Genomic DNA, 17,827 nt, shown 5'->3' on the forward strand with positions numbered 1-17,827 from the left:
TTCTGCCATTTTCCGCCAGGATGATGGCAACGGAGGAAAGGCCCGCTATCTTTGAGAAAAATAAACAAATGGAAAATTTCCAGAGAAGGTTCATACTGGCACTGCTGGGCTATGCTGTGTACAAGGGAGTGGATTCGCAAAGGCTCTGCGATCTGTCTGGCATCGATCTGAAAGAACTTCAGCTGGATGCCGCCATCCGTTATGATGGCGCCACCATCAACAGTCTCTGGAAGAATGCCGCGCATCTCAGCAACGATCCGTTATTCGGACTGCATTTCGGTGAATCGATGCAGCTGGCAGCCCTCGGCATCATCGGGCAGATCGTACAAACCAGCAATACCGTAGAGGACGCACTTATGAATGCAGGCGCCATGACACCACTGATCACAGATATCTTCGATATGAAACTCGATCGCGGCAAAACGCATTTCACTATTCTATTTTTGTACGATAAAACGAAAGCTGAAACCTGGCCATTTGCATTCAGGCATATGGCGGATTATCTTTCGGTGATCGTGGTACATGAAATGGATGGATTGCTATTGCAAAAGATAACGCCTGTTTCCGTACAACTCCCCTATCCGCTCAGCAATCAGCATGAATATGAAAGGATCCTGCGTTGCCCTGTACGGAAGAGCATTGACCTGCTGAGTATCGAACTGCATAACCGTTATCTCACAGAACCTGTACTCACGGCCAATTACGCCATTCAGCAGCATCTGCTGCAACAGATCAGTGTAGCTATGAAGGGAATGGAAAAAGACAGCAGCCTGCATACACGTATCTACAATTACCTGCTCACTAACAGTTATCTCCAGCTGGTATCGCAGGAATCCGTGGCAGCCAATTTCAATATCAGCACCAGAAGCCTGCAACGTAAACTAAAAGAAGAAGGGATCACATACCTGGAGATAGTGGAGGAAGTAAGAAAAACACTGGCCATCAATTACCTAAGCAGCAAACAATACCAGGTAAAGGAAGTAGCGCATATCCTCGGATACAACGAGCTAAGCGCTTTTATCAGGGCTTTCAAACGCTGGACAAACAAAACACCTTCAGAGTTCATGGCCTGACCATCTTTATACAGCTTCCATTCTTGCTGCAAACAATGCAGGACAGATCGCTTTCATACTTACAGGATCATCTTCCTCCCAATTGAAATTGATGGGCGCATATCCCTCGGAAGCATCGCGGAGCCTGTCTTCTATATGAGAGAAGATCGATTTCCCGGTCTTCCTTTCAAACGCATACACACATACATAACCGAAACCTTCGAACTCATATTCGTACTCATCCTGGTCTTCGCTGGTGAACTCCAGCAGCCTGTCTGGTTTTTCCAGTACAGAAAAGAAGGCTTCTTTACCCCTGGAGATCAGCCAGCACCTGAAAAATTCAAAACCATCATCGGAGCAGCCGCCATTGTTGATATAAGCAGCGCACCAGAGCTCGGACAAATAAGACCTCACCATCAATGATCCTGTGCGCAGATGAAATCCGATGATATCCTGCGGATACATCACTTTCAATCGGTTCACCAGGTATTCTTCCTGTTCTTCCTGACCATCTGTTTCTCTGAGCGAATCCTGGATGAGCTGCCAGTAAACCTGTTCATCCATCATCTGTCCTGACTTTTCCAATGCGTCGAGATTCATAAATTCAAATTGTAGTTGTATCATTTGTTAGGGCCGGCAAAAATAACCAGGCAAATGATACAATGCAATACGATCCTCATATTGAGAAAAAAGAAATATCGGTTTGACAATTCCTATTTCTTTTCCGGCTCTTTATAAGTCACCAGGTCGATACCGATACCGTTGGGATCTTCGATAGCAAAATGGCGATCGCCCCAGGGTTCATCGCGGAGTTCGATCTTTATTTTCACACCTTTCTTTTTGATCTCTTCGTACAGTTTATCTGCATCGGGCACTTCGATAGTGAGGTACATGCCCTGTCCCTGGAATGGTTTATGGAAAAGCGGTTGTTGGGAAGGGTGATTGGGCAGCAGAAAACTAAGGCCGGCCTGCCCTCCCGGCGAATTGAGCAACAGATAGAAATCATTCTCAAAAACCAGTTCAAAGCCCAGTGTTTTGATGTAGAAAGCCTTGCTTTCTGCCAGCTTTTTGGTAACGATCCCGGCATTCATTTTCATTTCGGGTTGTTTGGAGGGAGCTGTTTGCGCCATCATATCTGAAGAAACAAATAAGATGAGCAGGATGCTGATTATCTTTTTCATATTCCTATTTTTTGATAATGTAAAATTCAACATTCCTCCATCCGCAGGATTGTAAAAAACGGACAAAAAAACTGCCGGCAATAATTGCCGGCAGTGGAAGTATCAATTGGGTTTTTCAACTATTATCGTAACGCATTTCTGAGCTCGGTGGCTGCCTGACGAAGCGCTGCCTGCACTGAAGGCACCTGCGCCAGGGGATTGAGAAGGCCGTAATCATGGATCTGTCCCTGTACCCTCAGCAATGTGGTGGGCACACCTGCTTCATCCAGTTTTCTTGCGTATGCTTCGCCTTCATCGCGGAGCACATCGTTTTCGGCTGTCTGCACAATGGTGGGAGGCAGTCCTTTCAATTGTTCCAGGCTGGCCTGTAACGGTGATGCATAGATCTCTTTCCTGTTCTCTACCGGTGTATAGGCATCCCAGAACCATTTCATCATATTACGGGTCAGGAACCTGTCTTCAGCAAACTGATGATAAGAAACTGTATCGAAGTTGGCGTCAGTTACAGGCCAGAACAATAGCTGCAATTTCAGATCAGGTCCTTTTTTGTTCTTGGCCATCAGGGCAATGGCTGCAGTCATATTTCCGCCAGCGCTGTTCCCAGCCACTGCCAGTCTGCTTCCATCTATATCGATCTCGTCGCCATTGGCAGCTGTCCATTTAAGCGCTGCATAGATCTCATTGAGGGCAGTAGGATATTTTGCTTCGGGAGAACGGCTGTACTCAACAAACACAGCGGCTACGCCGGAATACACTACCAGGTCTCTTACAAAACGTTTATGTGTGGGAAAATCGCCCAGCACCCAACCGCCACCGTGCGTGAAGATGAAAGCTGGCAGTTTACCCTGTATACCAGCCGGACGAACAATAAAGATCTTTACATCCAGACCATCCTGTGTGATGATCCTTTCTGTGATATCAACGCCTGAATAATCCACTTCTACTGAAGCCTGTGCCCCTTCCAGCACTTTGCGCGCTTCTCCGGGTTGCATTTCTTCCATCGGTTTACCGCCGCCACTGTTGAGGGCTTTCAGAAAATTCCTTACATTTTTTTCAATAGCAGGATCAGTTGCTGCATCTGCGGGTTGAAAAGTATTGATTGACATAAAAAAGTATTTTGAAATTGGTTAAGTAAAATGAATACGATGCCTGTGAACAAATCTGTTCATTATTTTCTGTGATCGAAAATTGAGGGAAAAAGGAAGGCGGCACTTGTGAGAGCCTTTAAAAAATCGTGCCGCCTGTTATAGGTATGTTATGCGTGCTGTTGGAGCCAGTCGAAGATATAGCCTGCCTGCATTCTCCAGCTGGGCAGTCCTACCACGAAGTGATTGATGCCTTCAAATTCTTTGTAGTCCAGTACAGAACCATTGTCTTTTTTGTACGCCTTGTAGTTCCTGCGGTTCAGGTGAGCAGGAATGATATGGTCCTTGCTGCCGGCAATGATCAGTAATGGTGGGTGAGGTTTCTTGAAGTCCACTTTTGCAGCTTTTGATAAACCGCCACGGGCAACAGTCTTGGATTCGGGAATGGTATTTTCTTCCCAGGCTTTTTTCTGTTCCTCAAGTGTCATTCCGTTCACGAATGCATACTGCCAGTCTTTGAGGCTCATGAGGTAGGTCTTTTTGGTAGAAGTAAAGAGGCCTAAAGATTTCCATCCGGCTTTCAGGAAAGAGAACTCGTATGGGAAAACACCTAAAGGAGGCACAGGGTGCAGTACTGCTGCGGCAGCTACGATACCACGGTTCACGAGGATCTGTGTGATCAGACCACCGAGCGAGTGACCGATGGCGATAGGTTTTTCAGGAAGGCTTTTGGCAACGTTGGCGTAGTGATTGATCACTTCATCCAGGGTGAGAAGGCCAAGGTCTGTATCGTTGGGTTGTCTTTTTCGAAGTTCATCAGGAGTACCGTCTTTGAAAGGCCAGGCAGGTGCTACGGTTTTGAAGCCTCTGCTTTCAAAATATTCCTGCCATGGTTTCCATCCGAGATGGGTAACAAAGGCTCCGGTTACGAACATGATGTGTTTTGATTTGGTGTTGGTTAACGTTTCCATGATCTGGTTGATTTTATGTGTTTGTATTCAGGTTGATGTTTGTTTATTTTTTCAGGTAGATCAGTTGTCCGAGATGATAAGCCAGGTGAGCCGTACGGTTGATGAGCATCCCGATCTTGTTGCGGTGCGGCTCATGCAGGAAATCTTCTTCACAAACTGCCTGGTGGCGGCTCAGCCAGTCCTGCGGCTGCATCACATTGAAATAATCCGTCAGTGTTTCGTTCACTTTTTTCCTGAACTCTCTCAGGTCTGATGTGGGCGGAAACTTCAGTCCTGACTTATCGGAATTATCGATAAAGATGTGTTGCAGCCAGGGGTAGAGTTTATCTCTCAGACCGAGCAGGGGCAGCAATCCATCGCTTACCGCTGTGAGATGACCCAGCAACCAGTTTCCGGTATTCCTCCCCGGAGCGGTCTCACGGGCCAGGTCTTCATCACTTAGTTGCTCCAGCAGCGATTCCAGGCGTTGGTTCTGGAGGTTCCAGTTATGCAACACGGTAATTACCAGGAGGGCCGCTTCATCTGTATTGTTGGGTGTCTGTTTCATCTTTTTTCGTTTTATCGTTATCACCGATTGACTACACAAAGATGCGATTACAGGGGGCCCTTCTCCAATGATAAACCACAAGAAAGCGGCTTGACAAAGGTCAACCTTCCCGCTTGACATTCTAGGGAACAAGGGTACACTGCATGCCGGCAGGCAAACATCAGACAATGCGAAAACACACATCCACACTGGATCTACAAGCAATTAAAGGTATCAGTTGTAGTCCGGGATAGAACCCGTTCTGCAAGAGGGAGGATTACTTCGACAAGGCATTTTTACGGATCCGGCTAAGCGTTTCGGGAGAAATGCCCAGGTAAGATGCTATCATATTTTGAGGAAATCGTTGGAAGAATATGGGATGGGATTTGAGCAGTTCTAGGTAACGCTCTTCGGCAGTGAGACTGATGGCGCCATGAATCCTTTTCTGGTTGGCTATCTGGCCGCGTTTGTCCAGTTCCTGGGTCATTTTCCGGAAGGCCGCTGAGCTCTCGTACAGCGTAACCGCATGATCGCGCCGGAGCTGCAGCAGCTCTACATCTTCCCAGGCTTCGATATTGTACATGGAGGGAGTTTCAAGCTCAAAGCTCTCCCTGTCCATCATCCACCAGCCTTCGATCCCGAAGCGGAGGATATGTTCATTGCCCTTCTGGTCTACCGTATATTGGCGCATCGCGCCTTTGAGAATAAAGGAAAGATATTTGCACACATCGCCTTCCTGAAGCAGGTATTGCTTTTTCCTGTATTTTTTGAAGGCAAATACAGCCTCGATGGGCTCAAATTCTTCGTCTGTCAGCGGACAATTGAGATGTTTGTTGATATAATCACGAAGGACCTGGTGCATAAAGGTTCGATAAAGACAATCTTGTAAAAATGGAAAACCAATTTACGGAAATTATTCCATCGAACCAGTAGCTGAAATGAAAAGGTAACAGTATGGCTAACCGAAAATGCCCTCGGGCGATACTTTTTTAGCTTTAATAATATCCACTATCCCCTCATTGGCAATGATCATCATGCCATGGCGGTCGGCAGAGATCCCTTCCTGCAGTTGATAAGTGTAACGGGGTACCTGTTTTTCCATGATAGTGGGAAAGAAAAGGAACTGCATATTGGAGCTCCGGTGGCGCAGGGTTTCACCGGCTTCCACAATATGGGTGCTCACAATGAAGGTACAGTTCCGGTTTTCGCCAAATGCTTCCGTAACGGCCACGGTGGCGTCATAGGCATCTTTCACATTGGTCCCTTTGAACAGCTCATCGAAAATGATCACCAGGTTCCTGCCCCTGCTCACTTCTTCAGCCACTCTTTTCACACGCAGCACTTCTGCATAGAAATGACTGTAGCCCTCATTCAGATTATCGGGCACATTGATGGAAGTGTAAATGCCATCCTGAATAGAGAACTCCATTGCTTCTGCCGCCACGGGAAAGCCCATATGGGCCAGGTAGAGAGCCACTCCAAAGGATTTCATGAAGGTAGACTTACCCGCCATATTGGCCCCAGTAAGGAACACCAGGTTGCGTATAACGTTCATGCCCACACTATTAGGCACTGCGCCGGGTACCTGGGGATGAAACAGATTTTCCATGGCTATCCTGTTCTCACCTTCTTTGAAAGGAAGGGCCAGCGCATATCCGAATTTCCTTTCTTCCGCTACGCTGGTTACGGAAATAAAGGCATCCGCCTCATAGAGTATGCTCAATAGTTTTTCAAGGTCCTGGCGGCTGGAATGGCGCAATTGGTGATCCATTTTCACCTGTTGACCAAATCCTTTAATAGCATTATCTACCCCGGCCAGCGCCTGATTTATGCCTGGTGTATTGCAGATGCGTTTGATCTCATCGATCGTTTTCTGGTAGAAAGATGCATCGCCGCATACGGCTACCTGTTGCATGAACCGGTCAGTTTCCCGGATCAGCTTTACTGTGCTCAGTATCCCCCGGGTGATCAGCTCATGTTCCTTGTCCGATGCAATAATCCGCATGGCCTTGCTTCGCAACATATTCATAGCGGCCCCGGCCAAACTGATAGCACCAGCCATACTGAGGTATTGCTCCACCTCTTCACATAGTTCCTTCTGCACTGGAAAGGTGAACCGCCCCTGCTGAAAGAATTTCAATATTGCTGTACGCTGGTTGATAGCATCCGCATCGGTAAGAGGATGCTGAAAAAGATTTTCCAGCACCTGCGCACCACCTCTGGTTTGAGTGCGGTCGAAAAGATTATAAATGGAATTACCCTTGTACTTTCCCAATACGTTGAGATCATCCAGTGTTTGCTTGTCTACAGTAAAACTCATATCACACCGGTTTTAGCATTTTGCTTCCTGCTTTTAAGGATGCCGATAATATTTTCGTTGCCAATGATCATCATGCCATGACGGTCATTGGTGATGCCCTGGGTGAGCCTGTAAGTGTATTCCGGCATTTGTTCCTTCATAATGGTTGGGAAATACACAAAATTGATATTGTCGCATTTTTCCTTCAGCACCTCTCCTGCCTCGATAATATGGGTGGAGAGAATGAAAGTGCAATCCCTTTTCTCTGCAAAGGCATCCGCCACTGTTACTGTTGCATCGAAAGCGTCTTTCACATTGGTGCCACGGAACAACTCATCAAAAATGATCACCAGCCTTTCTGTTTTGCCTGCCTGTTCAGCCACTTTCTTCAAACGCAACACTTCAGCATAGAAATGGCTGTAACCCATATTCAGGTTATCTGAGAGGTTAATGGTGGTGAACAATCCCTGCTGCACGGAAAACTTCATCTGCCTAGCCGGCACAGGAAATCCCATATGCGCCAGAAAGATAGTGATACCAAGAGTTTTCATGAAAGTGCTCTTGCCGGCCATATTGGCTCCCGTGAGAAAGATCAGGTTCCTGCTGCGATCGATCCTGAGCTGGTTACTAACGGGATTGGACAAACCGGGATGATACATGCCTTCGATCTCAATCATATTCTCTCTTCCATCCAGTGTTTCAGCAAAGGCAAATCCCCTGAGCTTCGACACGTTGGCAACCGACATGTACACATCCATACTGTACACATGATACAGCAACTTCTTTATTTTTTCCCGGGATACGAAACGCAGCAACCTGTCGTATTCCGCCACTTTCGCGTAGTTCAGTTTTTTACTTTTCTTTTCTTCCCTCATGAATTGCAATAGCGGTTCCTTCAGCAATTGTTGCATGGCGGTCACTTCCGGTTGCCAGGCCTCAGCAATGGGACCGGTGATGCCATTCAGAAAATCCTGCAGGCGGTTGCACATATCCATCACTGCCAGCACAGCTTTATGCAGCGCTTCAAATTCCGTATCGGCGCCAACGATATTCTTCAGTTTGCGCTGCAGGTTATCTTCCTCCATCGTCAGTTTGGACCTTTCATCGGTATTCTCCAGGTAATGTTCGATGATATCGAAACTTTCATTGCTGAATGGGAAAGACCTGTCCAGCTCCCGGAAGAAACGGATGATGGATGTTCGCTGCCTGATGCGAAAAGCATCGGCCAGCGGATAGTTGAACATATCTTCCAGCAACAAAGCGCCTCCGCGGGTATGGGTATTGTTGAAGATATTGTAGATAGAGCTGCGCTGCTTGCCGAAAATATTCAGATCGTCCAGCGTTTGTTTGTCTATGATAAAGCTCATGTGTTCCGTTTTCGTTTATCTGCTTCTTCTGCGTATCCATCCCACCAGCGCTGTGATCACCATCAGGCCGGGTAATACCCAAACGAGAGCTATTTTGGTGGTAGCCATACTGTCTTTGGTGAGACTTACAGCATCATCCGTTGATTCAGGCCTTCTAACGTCGATGGGCATCTGATTATCCGACATCCAGAAGAATGCGCCGGTGATCAGTGAGAAATTGGCGGCAGGGATATTCTGCCTGCTGATGCTGATCTCTCCATTGCTGATACAGTCTGCATCGCCCAGGATAATGATCTTCTGAACCTTGTTGCCTGCTTTCCTGCTCAGTGCAATGGCAGTGGGATATGCCTTCTGTACCTCTCCCACAGCAGGATTCAACTTCACGGTATCATCTATGAAATTGGTACTTTCCACTTCATTCCAGGCCGAAGAATCGGACATCAGCAGCGGGGCCACGTCGAAACCCTTGTCTGTAGTATACTCCAGACCAACGGCCCCGGGCATGGTGACCACCAACTTCCTTCTGTGCATTTGCCCGAGTACATAGATCAGGTCCTTTGAATCGGCAGTGGGCTTAGACATGATGAAGTCCGGCAACTGGGTTTTGCTCTGCACCACCAATTGCCCTGGAACAAACTTTACTCCAAAAGGAGCCACCAGTTCGGCCATGGCTTCCTGCCTCCTGGTTTCACCTGCAATCAGCAGGTTACCGCCTCTTGCGATATACTGGTCCAGGAATTGTTTTTCTGTTGGGTTGAGGCCCACTCTCATATCTGCGATCACCAGGATATTGATATCGGCCGGCACTTCCTTGTTGAGCACCACATCCGCCACATCAAATCCCTGGTTGAGGAGAGAGTAACGGAAAGGCTTATCCTGTGCAAAGCGATTATAGTTCCGGTCGCCCTCATTGTTATTGTCCCTTTCGCCATGTCCCCGGAGGAAACCTGCTTTCGGCAGCTTCTCCATAGTCAGGCGTTTAAGCGCGGCCGTTATCTCGGATTCTCCCGGGAATACCATCTGGTCATCGAAGATGCGGAGGAATGTTTGTTCTCCGCTGCCACGTTTGATGGATCGTACAAAAGTTCTTCCTTCGCCGGACAGATCGATCTGCCTGCGGACCTCTTCCGGCCCGATCACCGATTTTTCTTTCATCTCATAATGCTCCAGTATCTTCTTCATCCTTTCCTTATTGGTCATCTTCGGATATCTCTTTTCCAGGCCGGGATTATTCACGGAATCATAGTAGTAAACATATTCCAGTTTGGTTTCGGGCTTGAAGCGCACGTACTGCCTGAAACGGTACATATCAGCCAGTACCGCTTTGGGGTAAGCGATATAAAGATTCTGATCGTCCAGGATATTCACATAGGTAGTGATGGTAAGTGGCCCTTTCAGCTTTTTGATCACTTCCTGGCTATTGGGTGTAAGCGTATTGAATTTGGTGGATGTGGCATCGTGAAAGAACATCAGCATTGGGCGTGAGCTGGCATAGCCCAGCATCAATGCTGAACAGATCACGAGAACATACTTTCCCGCAGAGGCCGTCCAGCGGCTCTTCTGGCGAACTGCATTAAGACGGATGATACTCAGGCCAAGGAAAAGCGCCATCACAATGAGGAAATAAAAAAAGTCCTCGCTCGTGAACATTCCAATGAGGAACCAACCAGCCCGGCCTCCGATCGTAAGCCAGTAGGTGATCTCCCGTACAAATTCCACATCCTGCCAGAGACCGCCTATATAGTTAAGCACGGCCAGTACGGCAAGGGTGCCAATGGCAGCCACTACCTGGTATGATGTAAGGCTGCTCATGAACAGGCCGATAGCAGCATAGGCCAGCACCACCATATACAATCCGAGTACACCCACCAGGATGGCCTTGATCTCGAAATCCTTCACCACTGCCCAACTGTACAATACATACACCATCACAATGCTGATCAGCAGCAGACCATATACCATCATGGACAGAAATTTGCCGAGCACGATCTGTGCATTATTGATGGGAGATGAATACAACAATTTTACAGAGCCGCTTTGAAACTCACGGCTCATCAAACCCATGGTGAGCAGCGGGATATAGAGATAAAGATAATTGAGCACACTGAACAGCAATCCTGAGATCTGGTTCGCAAACAGGTCCATGGATACGCCGCTGGATTTATATCCCTGCGCCAGGTATTTCTGCCAGCTTTCCAGGCTGGAAGAATAGCCCATGCTGCACTGAAAAGTAAATATGATGAGGATCAGCCAGGCCACTGGTGAGAAAAACAGGGTCTGCAATTCGGCACGCGCAATATTGAAAACAGTTTTCATTTTTTCTTTTTTCTACTTTCCGGTTTAGAATCTATTTCTTGCTCAGCTCAGCGAAAATGGCATCCAGTGAGCTTTTCTCGGCAAATATTTCAGTAAGCCTCCAGCCCTTTGCCACACTGGTTTCCACTATCCTTTCCTTTACATCCTGCCCATCGGAAAACTTCAGCCTGTACTTTGGTCCGCCCAATGATTCCACGCCGGCCACTCCGGGGATATTGCCAAGCTCTTCCACAGAAGGCATGGCAGTCAGAGAAACAATGAGGGTATTGGGAACGATGTAATTGTCGAAGTCCTCAACCGTTCCTGCAAACACCATCCTCCCCTGTTCAATCATCCGGATATAATCGCAGGTAGCCTGCACTTCGGAAAGGATATGCGTGCTCAGGATAACGGTCCTGTCTTCAGCAATCTCCTTTACCAGTTTCCTGATCTCGATAATCTGATTGGGATCGAGTCCATTGGTAGGTTCATCCAGCACCACAAAATCAGGATTATGGATGATGGCCTGTGCAATGCCCACACGCTGCTGGTAGCCCCCGGAAAGATTACCGATCAGTCTTCTCCTGAAATGCGCGATGGCGCAGCGATCCAGCACGGAATCCACCGCTTTGTTCAGCTCACGCGCGGGAATGAATCGTAGCCTGCCGCTGTATCGGAGGAACTCTTCCACAGTCAGGTCCGCATTCAGTGGCGGCTTCTGCGGCAGGAATCCGATATGACGTTTGGCCGCCACCGGATTATTGCGCATACTGATGCCCTTTATGAAAACATCGCCTTCGGTTTGTTTCAGCACGCCGCACATGATATTCATGGTAGTGGATTTACCGGCCCCATTGGAGCCCAGCAATCCATAAATACCATTCTTCGGGATCTCGAAATCTATGTCGCGGATCGCCCACTGAACCGTGTAGCGGTGCGACAATTTCTCAATTTTCACAATGGGACCATTCATAATATCCTTTCTTCCTTTTTGTTGTTTTAGAATAATCAGGCGCCTTCATTGCCAATGGCCTGAAGGTCTATACCAAATGTGTTCAGGAAATAACTGATCACGATATCGTATTTCTTTTTGATCAGTCCGTTCACATCCACGGAGGGATGCAGCAGTCCGCCCGGTGCAGTCAGACTGGCGTAGGAATTGGAAACGATGGTTTCCATAAAAACATCCCAATCCTCTTCAACCCCTTTCCTCAGGTAATCGATCACACCCTGTTCATATGCTGTCCAGTAATCCACCAGATCATAATCAGTGAGTGCAGTAAATGCCGCCTGTCTTTTGATCGCATTCTTCGCATGTGCATTAGCGAGGAATAAAGAATTGAGTTTGGATTTCAATGCATACTTCTCCGGAGCAGAAATGGCGTTGATCCTGCTACCTCCATATCCAACGATCATGAAATCACCGGCTGCATAAGCTTCATGCATCAGGTTCACATTTTCAGAAGGCTTACCCGCTCCCGTTCTGGCGAAATAAAAACTGTCCAGCAAAAAAACTTTTTGAGGCAGCCCTGCGCGAAGAAGAGATTCAGAATAGTATTTCAACAGTGTTTCATTAATGAGGGCGAGTTGTTCATCTACATAATCCTCATTAGCCGGAACATCAAAATAACCGGCTGTGGTCTTGTTCGCAACAGCATCATACCTGCCGCCGATCCACCAGGTAACATTGTACATGATATCCTTGGGCTCATACTTGTAGAGGAACAGTGTCCTGTATTTTTTGAACATCTCCAGGATAGTTGCATCATAGGGATGATTACCCTGTGGCAGGGTTGGATCACCGTAAATATTTTCCGGTTCAGGACTGGCTGTAAGCGCTCCTTCCTTTTTACAACCCGTTGCGAGGAGGGCAACCAGTAACCAAACTGTGGTTATATAGAAAAATGATTTCATAATTCGATGTTTTGTTGATTATGGATTGGGTTCCAGGTTAGGGTTCCTGATCAGCGCAGACCTTGGGATCGGCAGTGTATAGCGCTTATCATTCTTTTGCAGCACATATTCCACAGGCGCCTGACTGGCGGTAGTCTGGAACTTATGCCTGATCTCTGGCATACCATATCTGCGGAGATCGAACCAGCGGTGGTCTTCGAAGCTGAGCTCGCGCCTGCGTTCATCGCGGCAAAAATCCAGTAATGCCTGGCCACTGAAATCGACGGGAACATAAGCCACATTCCGGGTATCGTATCGATTGGAACGAAGGAAGTTCAGGTCGCTCAGCGCCGAAGCCCGGAGCGCTTCATCGCCATTCTTCAGGTACTGTATGATATTGGCTTCAGCGCGGTTAAGATACAGCTCAGCCACACGCATTCCCTTCACTACATTACTACTGTTGGAACCTCCCAGTTTCTTTCCAAGGATCGGAACATAGATGGTCCAGTCGTAATCCAGGTAATCCCAGTAATAGAAATAACGCATACGCAGGTCACCGCGATTGCTGGTATTGGTCCTGGTGAAATCATATTTGCTTCTCAATTCAGGTGAAAGGCAGAAGTTCAGAATATCATAATCGAACCGCCCCATTTCACGGTATTCACTACCGTTCGCATAACCGAGCCAGATAGCTTCTGGACTGTTGATGCTGTAGATATTGGTGGCGGGATCACTCCATGTGCCGGGATAAGGCACAGAAGCAAGCCTGAGCAGGGAGGAATTGAGGGTAAGACCATCGCTCGCATATTGGGCTGCCTGTTCCCATTTTTCCTGGTAAAGGCTGAGCCGGCTTAATAACGTATATACGAATCCGGTAGTTACCCTGAATTTACTATTGCCTGATCCATGTTGCCGGATCAGTGGGAGCGCTTTCATCAGGTCTGCTTCGATCTGATCGTAAACTTTTTTTATGGATGCGCGGCGGGGATACTCATCTTTCACCACGGAACTGAGGATCAGCTCCACGCCCGGCGCCGTTTCACGGTCGATACCCGGTGCATTGTAAGGCTGTGCAAAAAGGTTTACCAGCATGAAATAGTAGAAGCTTCGCATGGCCAGCGCCTGTGCGCGCACATTCTCCCGCTCTCCTTCATCGCCTCTTACCCCATCGATCATTTCCAACACCACATTGCAACCTTTGATCCTCCTGTAATAATGGGCATAGGTATCGATGGCTCCCGGCGTCATAGCCGCCTCCATCAACTCGAACATATCAGAACGCCAGGTATACGGCCCTTCATATTGCTTGTAAAGTGTTGGGCCAGCCAAACCGGGATTGAAATTGCTCACCATATCATCCGTCATCAGGTCCAGGTAAGGATGAAAGCCGGGAGTATAGGATCCTGCGGGATAAACCTCTCCCATCAGCAATTGCTGCAATTCAGCCACGGAAGAAGGCCTGACCTCATCCTGACTTTTTTCCTCCAGGTATTTGCTGCATCCGGTGAAACCGATCAACAGCCATATGCCCAGTATGCTTTTATATATCGTATTCATTTTTTTGTCTTGAAGGTTAAAAACTAACATTGAATTGCATGGAATACACTCTGGGTATGGGTTGATTGCCGGTGGCTACTTCCGGGTCCATTCCCTTGAAATCCCTGCTCACGATTATAAACGGGTTTCTAACGGCTGCGGATACACTAAGATTCTTTATATACAGTGGCTTCAACAATCTTTCGGGAACATTCCAGGTAAGGGAGATATCGTTGCACCTGAAAAAGCTGGCATCCACCACGCGGGCAGTTGAATAATTGTACATTTCGTAAGCATACTCATATCCGGGATAAGGTGGAATCAGCAACAGGATGGCATCTGTCTGGTTATTGACAGGGTTCCAGATCCTGGAGGGGATGGAAGGGATATTGGTATTCTTTTCGTCACCTGGCTTTTTCCAGCGGCTGGCAAATTCCTTTGGCATATTCATGTAAGCGCTGGGCAGATCAAAACCGGTGAACATCTGGTAGAGCAATTTCTTGCCACCTAATTGCATATTGAATGATGCGGAGAGTGTAAATGCCTTGTAGCGCAATACCTGTGAGATACCGGCAGTAAAATCAGGCTCCAGCCTGCCTGCATATTTCATGTAAGCAGTGGCATCCTTCTCACCTGCGATCCAGGCCGCCTGATCCTTGGCAGGAAGCACAAACTCAGGCGAACCATCATTGGGATTCAATCCTGTAAAATCAAACACCCAGAAGGACGACACCCCATAACCTCCCTTGTTCAACCTGCCGGAAGCGGCATTGCGCCAGCTTTCCGAGCCAATGATCTCGCTGTTGATCCTGTTGCGGTTCCTGGAAGTATTGAAAGAAATATTCCAAACAAGGTCCCGGCTGCGGATAACGGTCCCGCTCATACTAAGTTCAATACCTTCATTATCCAGTTTGCCTCCATTGATGGGCATCTGATCGATACCATATGAAACCGGGATCTCCCTGTAAATGATCAGGTCATCCGTTTTCTTACGGTAATACTCAAGCGACATTATAAAACGATTGGAAGCTATTCCCAGGTCAAGGCCCAGGTTCATTGTTTTTGTTTTCTCCCATCTCAGGTCCGCATACCCAAGTGATTTGATCAGCAACTCGTATTCTCCTGTTACATTATTCACTACATTCGAGGGAAGTTGTGCAATAAGATCAGGGCCGAAGTTTTCGGCCACATTACCCTGCCAGCCATAAGAGGCGCGCAGGTTCAGCTCGCTCACCAGTTTCTGCTCCTTCATCCAGGGCTCATTGTGCACATTCCATCGTACGCCACCAGCCCAGATGGGAAGGAACCTGTGCTTCTTATCCTGGCCAAAGCGGTTAGACGCATCCGAACGAAGACTACCGGTGATCACATATCGTTCATCATAAGAATAAGTGAGGTTGCCATAGTAAGAAAGGAAATTAGCATCACGGTCTGTGATCACATTCTTTATCTCTTTATACAGGGGATTGGTGATCACACTTCCGTATTGCAAAATAGTAAGGGGCGGACTGGTGATATTACGTCCCCTGTCTGGAAAATATCCAAACTGATTGGAGCTGAATCCCCTGGTGGCGGTACTACGCAGCTCCTGCCCTGCCAATGCACCAATGCGATGAAGCCCTATCAGCTTATTCCAGGAGAGACTGTTCCTTATATTGTAAGTAGTGTTGCGGCTTTCGATGGAATTGTACTCTCCTCCATGCGGTAACTTCGATTCCATATAACGCTGGCTTCCCACCCCAAACTCACCCACTTCATAATCCCTGATAAAAGCAATATGCCGGGAATACTCAGAAGCCCATGATTCAGCATTGGCATTTACAGAGGTCAGGCCCAGTAAACTTTCAAAACGAAGACCATTGATGATATTATAATTGATATTGAGCGAGGCATTGAAGTTCCGCTGATCGTTCTGATTGCCGGTCTCCGCCAATTCGTTCAGCACATTGAATCTTAGCGGAGTTCCATTATGGCCCGGTATTTCATAATATTTTGGATTTCCATCTTCATCAAATGCGGGAATGGCGCGACTTGTTTCCTGTGCATATTTGAAAGGATCTACAGCATAGAAACCTTTTGTTCTGATCATACCTGCATTCAGTTGCACGCCTGCTGTGAGCTTATCGGAGATCTTCGCATCCAGCCGGAGCGTACCCGTCATATTGCGGGTATCGTTTCCTTTGGCAGTACCGAAGTTCTGAGAAGTGGCCAGTGATGAATAATAGGAAAGACGTTCGGAGCCCCCGGAAATACTAACACTGTGATTATGGCTGAACGGTGTGCGGTAGAGCAGTTTCATCCAGTCTGTATTCACCGTTTCAAGATACTTCACTTCCTCATTGAACTGAGTGTAACTGATCTCTTTGTTGAGGTAACGTTGCAATACATTTTCATAGCCTACCGCGGTAGTGCCGATTACTCCCAGTAATCTTTTCTCATAGATCTCGCGGCTTACATCGATGCGTTCTTTGGAGTTCATCAGGTTGAGCTGATCATAGTTCAGTCGTTCCGTAATGGCAAAGCCTCCGCTGTAGTTCACCGTCATCCTGCCACCGGGTTTGCCACGTTTTGTTTTGATCACGATAACGCCATTGGCCGCCTTCACACCGTAAAGCACGGTGGCAGCGGCATCTTTCAGAACAGTAATATCTTCAATGTCATTTGGATTTAGCCAGGAAATGGAATTGCCGATCAGGTTCCGCATCATATCTGAGCTGCTGCCCACATCATTGAGGGATTGGGCATTGAATGGAACAGGATCGGTCTGGATCACACCATCCACCACCCAAACAGGTTCCTGGTTGCTCAGCAAAGTGGAAGTTCCGCGCACACGAACCCTCGGTCTGGTGCCTACCATACCGGTCTGGTTCATTACCACGGTGCCGGGTAATTTTCCCTGCAACATCTGCTCTACCGTATTGGTGCCATCGTAGAACATCTCATCACGCTTGATCGTATTGGCTGATCCCACCATCTCCGATTTGCGGATATTCTGATAACCCGTTACTACCACCTGGTTCATCTCATTGGGAGCATCTTCCATGGTCACATTCTGGATGTAGGAGTCACCTTCAGCACGGATATTCAGACTCTGCGACTTCATCCCTACATAAGTCACTTTCAGCGTGGTCCTGCGATGTGTTATCAAACTGAATTTACCGGATGCATCTGTGATGGCAGAGACCCCGGACGACTGATCTGTTACACTGGCGCCGTAAAGCGGTTGTCCCTTTCCGTTAAGGACAACGCCCCGAACTGTAACAGTGGTATCGGGATTCTTTTTCGCGGGATTTTCTGCTGGTGACTTCCGTTTGATAATGATCGTATTCTTTTCGATGGAATACTTCATATCGGTTCCATCGAGCAGCATGTTCAATACCTCCGTAACCGGACGATTGGTAACATTGATGGTAACAGGAGGGAATTTATTCACATCATCCACACTGTAAAACAGGTTGATCTGTGAACTTTTTCTCACAGCATTCAACGCTTCTGAGAGCTTTGCGTTCTTGAGATTCAGGCTCACGGTCTTTTCCGTGTCCTGTGCTTTCAGGGAAAGCATGAAGAGTACACCCGCGGCCAGCAACAGGCTGCGGAATACCACAAGATGTTTCATGGTAAT

14 protein-coding genes are annotated in these 17,827 nt (G+C 47.6%); 1 reads left to right on the top strand and 13 read right to left on the bottom strand.

From position 1 onward, the window contains the following. Positions 1 to 68: 68 nt before the first annotated feature. Positions 69 to 1,073 (top strand): AraC family transcriptional regulator, encoded by a 1,005-nt coding sequence (locus FSB84_RS30150; protein ID WP_130543654.1) that lies wholly within the window; start codon positions 69 to 71, stop codon positions 1,071 to 1,073. A gap of 6 nt (positions 1,074 to 1,079) precedes the next feature. On the opposite strand, the gene FSB84_RS30155 is transcribed toward FSB84_RS30150, so the two are convergent. The 13 genes from FSB84_RS30155 to FSB84_RS30215 form a co-directional block, all read right to left on the bottom strand. Continuing rightward, positions 1,080 to 1,652, bottom strand: coding sequence for a DUF4240 domain-containing protein (locus FSB84_RS30155; RefSeq protein ID WP_158644185.1), 573 nt, complete (start codon positions 1,650 to 1,652; stop codon positions 1,080 to 1,082). Positions 1,653 to 1,765: 113 nt separating this feature from the next. Continuing rightward, entirely contained in the window at positions 1,766 to 2,233 is a 468-nt protein-coding gene (locus tag FSB84_RS30160) for a VOC family protein (RefSeq protein ID WP_207234330.1), read from the bottom strand. A gap of 122 nt (positions 2,234 to 2,355) precedes the next feature. Continuing rightward, a complete protein-coding gene (locus FSB84_RS30165; RefSeq protein WP_130543652.1) occupies positions 2,356 to 3,339 on the bottom strand; it encodes an alpha/beta hydrolase in 984 nt (327 codons plus the stop codon). Between the two features lie 149 nt (positions 3,340 to 3,488). Then, positions 3,489 to 4,289, bottom strand: coding sequence for an alpha/beta hydrolase (locus FSB84_RS30170; protein ID WP_130543651.1), 801 nt, complete (start codon positions 4,287 to 4,289; stop codon positions 3,489 to 3,491). A 43-nt stretch (positions 4,290 to 4,332) separates the two neighbouring features. After that, positions 4,333 to 4,836: a DinB family protein gene (locus tag FSB84_RS30175; RefSeq protein WP_130543650.1), complete on the bottom strand. Its 504-nt coding sequence runs from the start codon at positions 4,834 to 4,836 to the stop codon at positions 4,333 to 4,335. Positions 4,837 to 5,092: 256 nt separating this feature from the next. Then, positions 5,093 to 5,677, bottom strand: coding sequence for a Crp/Fnr family transcriptional regulator (locus FSB84_RS30180; protein WP_130543649.1), 585 nt, complete (start codon positions 5,675 to 5,677; stop codon positions 5,093 to 5,095). A 96-nt stretch (positions 5,678 to 5,773) separates the two neighbouring features. Then, positions 5,774 to 7,135 (bottom strand): MutS-related protein, encoded by a 1,362-nt coding sequence (locus tag FSB84_RS30185; protein WP_130543648.1) that lies wholly within the window; start codon positions 7,133 to 7,135, stop codon positions 5,774 to 5,776. Continuing rightward, positions 7,132 to 8,481, bottom strand: a complete 1,350-nt coding sequence (locus FSB84_RS30190) for a MutS-related protein (RefSeq protein WP_130543647.1) — start codon at positions 8,479 to 8,481, stop codon at positions 7,132 to 7,134. Before FSB84_RS30190 ends, FSB84_RS30185 begins: the two co-directional genes overlap by 4 nt. A 15-nt stretch (positions 8,482 to 8,496) precedes the next feature. After that, the gene (locus tag FSB84_RS30195; RefSeq protein WP_130543646.1) at positions 8,497 to 10,797 is read right to left on the bottom strand and encodes a Gldg family protein; all 2,301 of its coding nucleotides are present in this window, start codon (positions 10,795 to 10,797) and stop codon (positions 8,497 to 8,499) included. A 31-nt stretch (positions 10,798 to 10,828) separates the two neighbouring features. Then, positions 10,829 to 11,749 (bottom strand): ABC transporter ATP-binding protein, encoded by a 921-nt coding sequence (locus FSB84_RS30200; RefSeq protein ID WP_130543645.1) that lies wholly within the window; start codon positions 11,747 to 11,749, stop codon positions 10,829 to 10,831. 35 nt (positions 11,750 to 11,784) lie between these two features. Beyond that, on the bottom strand, positions 11,785 to 12,690 hold the full coding sequence (locus FSB84_RS30205; protein WP_130543644.1) for a zinc-binding metallopeptidase: 906 nt from the start codon (positions 12,688 to 12,690) through the stop codon (positions 11,785 to 11,787). Between the two features lie 18 nt (positions 12,691 to 12,708). Then, a complete protein-coding gene (locus FSB84_RS30210) occupies positions 12,709 to 14,226 on the bottom strand; it encodes a RagB/SusD family nutrient uptake outer membrane protein (RefSeq protein WP_158644186.1) in 1,518 nt (505 codons plus the stop codon). Positions 14,227 to 14,242: 16 nt separating this feature from the next. Next, a complete protein-coding gene (locus FSB84_RS30215) occupies positions 14,243 to 17,821 on the bottom strand; it encodes a SusC/RagA family TonB-linked outer membrane protein (RefSeq protein WP_130543642.1) in 3,579 nt (1,192 codons plus the stop codon). Positions 17,822 to 17,827 lie beyond the last annotated feature (6 nt).

Source organism: Pseudobacter ginsenosidimutans, assembly GCF_007970185.1.
Taxonomy (GTDB): Bacteria; Bacteroidota; Bacteroidia; order Chitinophagales; family Chitinophagaceae; genus Pseudobacter; species Pseudobacter ginsenosidimutans.

Coding starts and splice junctions, on each gene's coding strand:
- FSB84_RS30150 (WP_130543654.1), top strand. CDS start 69: ATGGAAAATTTCCAGAGAAGGTTCATACTGGCACTGCTGGGCTATGCT.
- FSB84_RS30155 (WP_158644185.1), bottom strand. CDS start 1,652: ATGAATCTCGACGCATTGGAAAAGTCAGGACAGATGATGGATGAACAG.
- FSB84_RS30160 (WP_207234330.1), bottom strand. CDS start 2,233: ATGAAAAAGATAATCAGCATCCTGCTCATCTTATTTGTTTCTTCAGAT.
- FSB84_RS30165 (WP_130543652.1), bottom strand. CDS start 3,339: ATGTCAATCAATACTTTTCAACCCGCAGATGCAGCAACTGATCCTGCT.
- FSB84_RS30170 (WP_130543651.1), bottom strand. CDS start 4,289: ATGGAAACGTTAACCAACACCAAATCAAAACACATCATGTTCGTAACC.
- FSB84_RS30175 (WP_130543650.1), bottom strand. CDS start 4,836: ATGAAACAGACACCCAACAATACAGATGAAGCGGCCCTCCTGGTAATT.
- FSB84_RS30180 (WP_130543649.1), bottom strand. CDS start 5,677: ATGCACCAGGTCCTTCGTGATTATATCAACAAACATCTCAATTGTCCG.
- FSB84_RS30185 (WP_130543648.1), bottom strand. CDS start 7,135: ATGAGTTTTACTGTAGACAAGCAAACACTGGATGATCTCAACGTATTG.
- FSB84_RS30190 (WP_130543647.1), bottom strand. CDS start 8,481: ATGAGCTTTATCATAGACAAACAAACGCTGGACGATCTGAATATTTTC.
- FSB84_RS30195 (WP_130543646.1), bottom strand. CDS start 10,797: ATGAAAACTGTTTTCAATATTGCGCGTGCCGAATTGCAGACCCTGTTT.
- FSB84_RS30200 (WP_130543645.1), bottom strand. CDS start 11,749: ATGAATGGTCCCATTGTGAAAATTGAGAAATTGTCGCACCGCTACACG.
- FSB84_RS30205 (WP_130543644.1), bottom strand. CDS start 12,690: ATGAAATCATTTTTCTATATAACCACAGTTTGGTTACTGGTTGCCCTC.
- FSB84_RS30210 (WP_158644186.1), bottom strand. CDS start 14,226: ATGAATACGATATATAAAAGCATACTGGGCATATGGCTGTTGATCGGT.
- FSB84_RS30215 (WP_130543642.1), bottom strand. CDS start 17,821: ATGAAACATCTTGTGGTATTCCGCAGCCTGTTGCTGGCCGCGGGTGTA.